This window comes from Acinetobacter sp. UBA3025, from assembly GCF_002367915.1.
Classification (GTDB): Bacteria; Pseudomonadota; Gammaproteobacteria; order Pseudomonadales; family Moraxellaceae; genus Acinetobacter.
Map to the genome: position 1 here is coordinate 1 of NZ_DFDO01000026.1, position 6,505 is coordinate 6,505.

6 protein-coding genes are annotated in these 6,505 nt (G+C 41.8%); 4 read left to right on the top strand and 2 right to left on the bottom strand.

Annotated elements, in window-relative coordinates:
* Positions 1-41: 41 nt before the first annotated feature.
* Complete coding sequence (locus B4J23_RS01100) at positions 42-1,112, bottom strand: alpha/beta hydrolase (protein WP_291358418.1); 1,071 nt, start codon at positions 1,110-1,112, stop codon at positions 42-44.
* Between the two features lie 213 nt (positions 1,113-1,325).
* On the opposite strand from B4J23_RS01100, the gene B4J23_RS01105 reads away from it, so the two are divergent.
* The 4 genes from B4J23_RS01105 to B4J23_RS01120 all read left to right on the top strand — a co-directional run bounded on the left by B4J23_RS01105 (position 1,326) and on the right by B4J23_RS01120 (position 5,714).
* Entirely contained in the window at positions 1,326-1,820 is a 495-nt protein-coding gene (locus B4J23_RS01105) for a hypothetical protein (RefSeq protein ID WP_180025579.1), read from the top strand.
* A gap of 724 nt (positions 1,821-2,544) precedes the next feature.
* On the top strand, positions 2,545-3,093 hold the full coding sequence (gene grpE / locus B4J23_RS01110; protein ID WP_166138659.1) for a nucleotide exchange factor GrpE: 549 nt from the start codon (positions 2,545-2,547) through the stop codon (positions 3,091-3,093).
* Between the two features lie 118 nt (positions 3,094-3,211).
* On the top strand, positions 3,212-5,152 hold the full coding sequence (gene dnaK, locus B4J23_RS01115; RefSeq protein ID WP_104426786.1) for a molecular chaperone DnaK: 1,941 nt from the start codon (positions 3,212-3,214) through the stop codon (positions 5,150-5,152).
* A 166-nt stretch (positions 5,153-5,318) separates the two neighbouring features.
* Positions 5,319-5,714 (top strand): hypothetical protein, encoded by a 396-nt coding sequence (locus tag B4J23_RS01120; protein WP_257224163.1) that lies wholly within the window; start codon positions 5,319-5,321, stop codon positions 5,712-5,714.
* Positions 5,715-5,747: 33 nt separating this feature from the next.
* On the opposite strand, the gene B4J23_RS01125 is transcribed toward B4J23_RS01120, so the two are convergent.
* A partial coding sequence (locus tag B4J23_RS01125) for an IS3 family transposase (RefSeq protein WP_291358425.1) occupies positions 5,748-6,505 on the bottom strand: 758 nt, incomplete at its 5' end.

A 6,505-nucleotide genomic window follows, 5' to 3' on the forward strand; every position in this document is an offset into this window, starting at 1 on the left:
GGTGTTTCACGTGAAACACCTTTTTTACATCTATTTTTGAGTCAGATCTTTTTATCCAAGAATTTACGGAAATTCTTGCTGAGTTCAATGACCTGCTTTTTCGAACGTTTATGAATTGGGGTCAGATTGATAAAACCGTGGGCCTGATCCGTATACTCCTGATAATACACTCGCACCCCATTCTCACGTAACTTCAGCGCATAGATTGAACCCTCATCATGCAACACATCATGACGGGCGGTAATCACATAGGCAGGCGGCAGATTCTTCAGTTCACCATAGGTCGGTGAAATCAGCGGATCATCCAGTTCGACCTGATGTGTTTCAGCATATAGCTTGGTCACCAGATCAATATCCTGAGCTGAAAGTACCAGGCCCTGATTGTATGCATAAAAAGAAGGATGGCGGCTTTTAAAATCGACAGCCGGGTAAAGCAATAACTGTGCGCGAGGTGCATAGATTTTATCGGCACTCCGCTGCGCAACCACTGCCGCCAGATTTCCACCTGCACTATCCCCTGCCACTACAATCTGGTTTTTATAGATTTTCAGCTGCTTAATGTTTTGATGTACCCAAGCCAGAGCATCTTCACAGACCTGTACCATCTGCAAAGGACTGTATTCGGGCGTTAGCGGATAAGCCACGCTGAGTACCTGCACCTTGGCATGCACCGCCAATAAACGGCAGAACTCATCATGCGTATCCAGACCACCCACTATAAATGCACCACCATGATAGAAAATGACCATCGGCAATTTTTTCTGTGGTGCCGGATGATAATGTCGGGCAAAGATAGTGCCATTTTGCAATGGCAGACGCAGATCCTCGACTGCCTTGACCGGCGTCGGTTTCGCCTGAATAGCTTTCATGCGTTCATCAAACAGTTGACGTGATCGCACCGCATCTTCACTAATAAAACTGTGCTGGCCCTGTTTGATCTGAATCGCCATCAAGCATTTTATATAAGGATCCAAATCAGGATAGTTATAAGGATAATCCAATGCTTTTACCAGACGTTCTTGTGCAAAGCTCGGCAGGCAATCCAGCAAGTGTGCTGCAGTGCCCTGCCCCTTATCTATTACAAATTTTGTGACCGGATTATTCGCACCCATGAGTTTTCATCCTTTTCCCATAATTCTTCATTTTTTCTACATGATTAGGGTTTTAGTGACCATATTCTTATATAAGTCTTAATATCAATGTACATAGATCATTTGCCAAATACGCTAACCTGAATTTAATCAGATGTCATTGTCAGTTTAAGTGAGATTTTTACAGCACTTTTGCGACTTTGATGTAGAAGTCTGTATAAAAGGAGATAGCTTATGGCGATAAGAATAATAACGGTATCCTTAGCCACTGCATTTTTAGCCGTAGGCTGTGTGGCTTTTCCTGATGATGGTTATTATGACGGACGTTATGACCGTCGCGATCGAGGTTATGACTATCGTTATGATCAGGATCGTCGCTATGACCGGCAGCGCTGGGAATACGAACAGCAGCGTAAGAGACTGGAACTGGAACGTCGCAAAAATATTCAGCAGCGTAACTGGGAACAGGAACGACGTCGGCAAATAGAACTGGACCGTCGTAAAACTCAACTGGAACGACAACGTCTGGAACAGCAACGCAAGAATCTGAGTAACCAGCGTCAGAAACAGGCGCAGGCCGAACGTAAACGTCGCCAACAGCTGGAACAACGTAAAAAAGTGGCAGAACAGCAGCGTAAACGGGTTCAGCAAAACCGCTCCAATAATCCACGCTGGAATGATCAGCGACGTAAACAGGAACAGCAGCGACCACGTAATCGTCGCGATTAGGCAGAATATAAACAAACAGAGAAGCTCTGATTTAAATCAGGGCTTTTTTATGGACTGAGTTTTATGGTTCTGATCTCATTCCAGTTATTTTCTTTTAATAGAAGAAATGTTTTTACTCAACACAGCCTTGATTAAGATGATCCCATCTTATAAGTCGAAAAACCGTAACAAATTTCAGGCAAAAAAAAGGCTTATCTAGAGAAAAGATAAGCCACGAAAACACATTTCTAAAAAAGAGAAGAAACTACAGCGATAGAATCTGAAATGAATAATATAGCGTTGCTCATTTTTTGTGTAATACTTTATTGCTTAGTTATTAATCGCTTTTATGTCTAAAAAATAATCTGGACAGAAAAAAGCCGGACCATGTGTGAGGGATCCGACTGGAAAAAACAGTTTAAAAAATAAGGCAACAGCAACCTGGTTCAGCTCTCTCCTCAGAACAAGGTCGCTGTTAATGACGCTATGATGCACCGGTCTTAAAAATATTTAAAACAGATAAAAATTATTATTTCTATCTAAAAATACGATGCTGCTTTTATTAAAGTCATTAAATCCAAATAAATCCTAAAATTAATCTGTACTTGTGCTTGAATTTTTTGCCCCTGCCCCGATTTCTTTAAATAATTAAAAATTTCAATCATGGCAGTTCAGTATTAACGCAGTTAACTCTGACGCCCAAGGACTGTACATGTTTAAGAACCCATTTAAACGGAGTAAATCAATGGCAACTGAGCAGAACGAACAAGCTCAAGATCTTGAGCAAGAGCAAGCGACACAAGAGGTAGAGCAAACTCAAGCTGAACCTGAGCAAGTAGAAGTTACCGTTGAATCTTTACAAGAGCAGATTGCACAACTTGAAGGTGACTTAAAGTTAGAAAAAGCACGCACTGCCAATGCAGTTTACGAAGCACAAAAAAGTGTGGAACGTATTCAGCGTGAATCAGAAAAGCATAAAGATACTGTTCTGGAAAAGTTCTCTAAAGAGCTGCTAGATACAGTGGATAACCTGGAGCGCGCGATTGTTGCTGCAGGGGAAGAACAGGGCCCATTACGTGAAGGCGTAGAACTGACGCTGAAAGCGTTGCTCAATACACTAGAGAAATTTGGTGTAGTCGCAGTTGATACCGCAAATGGTTTTAATGCTGAATTGCATCAGGCAGTCGGTATTGATCCAAATGCTAAATCTAATGAAATCGGTACAGTCTTGCAAAAAGGCTATGCTCTTAATGGTCGTTTATTACGTCCTGCAATGGTCATGGTTGGCGCTTAAGCGAAATAAATCGGGAGTTTGTGAAATTTTTTCTAAAAATTTACTTGAAAAAAATTGAACGGCTCTCATATCGGATAACAAGTGTAAATCACAAAAAAATTTTTGAGGAAACATCCAAATGGCTAAAATCATTGGTATTGACTTAGGTACTACAAACTCATGTGTTGCAGTACTTGAAGGCGACAAAGTTAAAGTTATCGAAAACGCTGAAGGCGCACGTACAACTCCATCTATTATTGCGTACAAAGATGGCGAGATCCTTGTTGGTCAATCAGCTAAACGCCAAGCGGTAACCAACCCTAAAAACACATTATTCGCGATCAAACGTCTAATCGGTCGTCGTTATGAAGACCAAGCCGTACAAAAGGATATCGGTCTGGTTCCTTACAAAATCCTGAAAGCTGACAATGGTGATGCTTGGGTTGAAGTAAACGACAAGAAACTTGCTCCACAACAAATCTCTGCAGAAGTTCTGAAAAAAATGAAGAAAACTGCAGAAGACTACCTGGGTGAAACAGTCACTGAAGCGGTGATTACTGTTCCTGCTTACTTCAACGATGCACAACGTCAAGCAACTAAGGATGCAGGTAAAATTGCAGGCCTAGAAGTTAAACGTATCATCAACGAACCAACTGCTGCGGCGCTTGCGTTCGGTATGGACAAGAAAGAAGGCGACCGTAAAGTTGCGGTATACGACTTGGGTGGTGGTACATTCGACGTTTCAATCATTGAAATTGCTGACCTTGATGGCGACCAGCAAATCGAAGTGTTATCAACTAATGGTGATACCTTCCTTGGTGGTGAAGACTTCGATAACGCATTGATCGACTACCTGGTTGAAGAGTTCAAGAAAGAACAAAACGTGAACTTGAAGAACGATCCACTTGCGTTACAACGTCTGAAAGAAGCAGCTGAAAAAGCAAAAATCGAGCTTTCTTCTTCTAACGCAACTGAAATCAACCTTCCATACATCACTGCAGATGCGACTGGTCCTAAACACTTAGTGATCAACGTGACTCGTGCAAAACTTGAAGGTTTGGTTGCTGATCTTGTAGCTCGTACCATTGAGCCTTGTAAGATTGCGCTGAAAGATGCTGGTCTTTCAACTTCTGATATCTCTGACGTAATTTTGGTAGGCGGTCAGTCTCGTATGCCGCTTGTACAACAAAAAGTACAAGAATTCTTCGGTCGTGAGCCACGTAAAGACGTGAACCCGGACGAAGCAGTCGCAATGGGTGCTGCGATCCAAGGTGCGGTATTGTCTGGTGATAAAACTGACGTACTTCTTCTTGACGTAACTCCGTTGACACTTGGTATTGAAACCATGGGTGGCGTGTTGACTCCAATCATTGAGAAAAACACGACGATTCCTGCGAAGAAATCTCAAGTGTTCTCAACTGCTGCGGACAACCAGCCTGCTGTAGACATTTCAGTTTACCAAGGTGAACGTAAAATGGCTCAACAAAACAAATTGTTGGGTAACTTCCAGTTAGGCGACATCCCACCTGCTCCACGTGGTGTGCCACAAATTGAAGTATCGTTCGACATCAACGCGGATGGTATCTTGAAAGTATCTGCGAAAGATAAGAGCACTGGTAAAGAGCAATCTATCCAGATCAAAGCAAACTCAGGTTTGTCTGATGCTGAAATCGAAGCAATGATCAAAGATGCTGAAGCAAATGCTGAAGAAGACCGTAAGTTCGAAGAGCTTGCAAAAGCACGTAACGAAGCGGATGCACTAGTTTCTTCTGCTCAAAAAGCAGTAAAAGATCTTGGCGAACAAGTGACTGCTGACGAAAAAACTGCAATCGAAACTGCGGTTTCTGAGTTAGAAGCGTCTACGAAAGAAAATGATGTCGAAGCAATCAAAGCGAAAACTGAAGCATTGCAAAACATTATTATGCCGATCACCCAACGTGCTTATGAAGCAGCTCAAGGCCAAGGCGGTGCACAAGGTTTCGATCCTAATGCATTCCAAGGCGGCGAAGGCCAAGCTCAAAAAGCAGATGACGGCGTAGTTGATGCTGAATTCACTGAAGTAAAAGATGACAAAAAATAATTTGTCACTTTGAGAAAAAGACCGCATTTTATGCGGTCTTTTTTTTGCTCAATGCATAGGCAATAGAATGTTTTTTAATTAAACTATAATGAAATAAATAACTTAAAAATAAAAACGTATGCAGAATTTTATTAAGCTTTTTCTTCTGGCTTCCGGGCTTGCGATCATGCTGCTCTACCCGATGGGCAATCTGCTTCTGATCTTACCGCCGAATGTGGTACTCGCGCCTTTTAATTACCTGCAAACTTTCGGAATTGAAGCTTCTTTTTCCTTGGGTTTCCTGATTGCTATCATTGTATTACTGATCCTGGCTGTACCTCAGCGTTACCCTTCCGGAAAAGGTTTTATCATTCTAGCTATTGGATTGCTGAGCTATATTATTTTCCAGATCTTTAAATCTGAAATTACACTGTATGCCTTTAATCACCAAACCAGACATTCCTATAACCTGAAATATTTAATTGAATTTATGATCTTCTTATTGAATGGTATAGGCCTTGGCTTTATCTATCATTCCAATATGCCGAGACAGATTGAGCAGTGGAAAGGGAAAAAATCATAATTTTTTCTAGCCACAAAGCCGTGCAAAATGATCCTAGACAGTATCGTGGACAATCGATCCCTCTAAACTTTTAATATATTTCTGTTCAAAGGCTTCTGGACTTAACCAACCGTTTGCAGAATGCCTTCTGACCCGATTGTAATAAATCTCAATATAGTCAAACAAGACCGCATTCGCCTCTTTTCGAGTGACAAACACACTGCCATGCACCACATGGCCTTTCAATGTATGAAAGAAGCTTTCAGTCACGGCATTATCCCAACAGTTTCCTCGTCTAGACATACTTTGAATACAATCATTTGTCAGCAAGAGTGCTCTAAAATCACGACTACAGTACTGACTGCCTTGGTCCGAATGAACCATAACACCTGTTGGATAGCCCTGACGAGCCATTGAATAATGAAACGCATCACACACCAATTGGCGGTCTATTCGATGGCTGGTTTGCCATCCCACGATACGACGACTAAATAGATCCAGCATCACACATAAATACAGCCAACCTTGCTTGGTACGGATATAGGTAATATCCGTTGTCCAAACCTTGTTAGGCTGCATGACTGTAAATTGGCGATCTAACAAGTTTGGTGCTGTAGGCAAACGATGCTTTGAATCAGTCGTATGCTTGTATTTACGTGCAATCTTGCTCCGTAGACCAAGTTTTTTTAGCATTCTTCCAACGGTTCGTTCGCTCATGGTGTACCCTAAATCATGCATGTCATGTACTAATGAAGGTGCACCCAATCGTGCATGATGCTGCCAATATACGGCTTTTAAATCATTATATTTCT

Bases quoted from the DNA above. Each gene is read 5' to 3' on its own strand.
- B4J23_RS01100 (WP_291358418.1), bottom strand. From the start codon at position 1,112: ATGGGTGCGAATAATCCGGTCACAAAATTTGTAATAGATAAGGGGCAG.
- B4J23_RS01105 (WP_180025579.1), top strand. From the start codon at position 1,326: ATGGCGATAAGAATAATAACGGTATCCTTAGCCACTGCATTTTTAGCC.
- grpE (WP_166138659.1), top strand. From the start codon at position 2,545: ATGGCAACTGAGCAGAACGAACAAGCTCAAGATCTTGAGCAAGAGCAA.
- dnaK (WP_104426786.1), top strand. From the start codon at position 3,212: ATGGCTAAAATCATTGGTATTGACTTAGGTACTACAAACTCATGTGTT.
- B4J23_RS01120 (WP_257224163.1), top strand. From the start codon at position 5,319: ATGCTGCTCTACCCGATGGGCAATCTGCTTCTGATCTTACCGCCGAAT.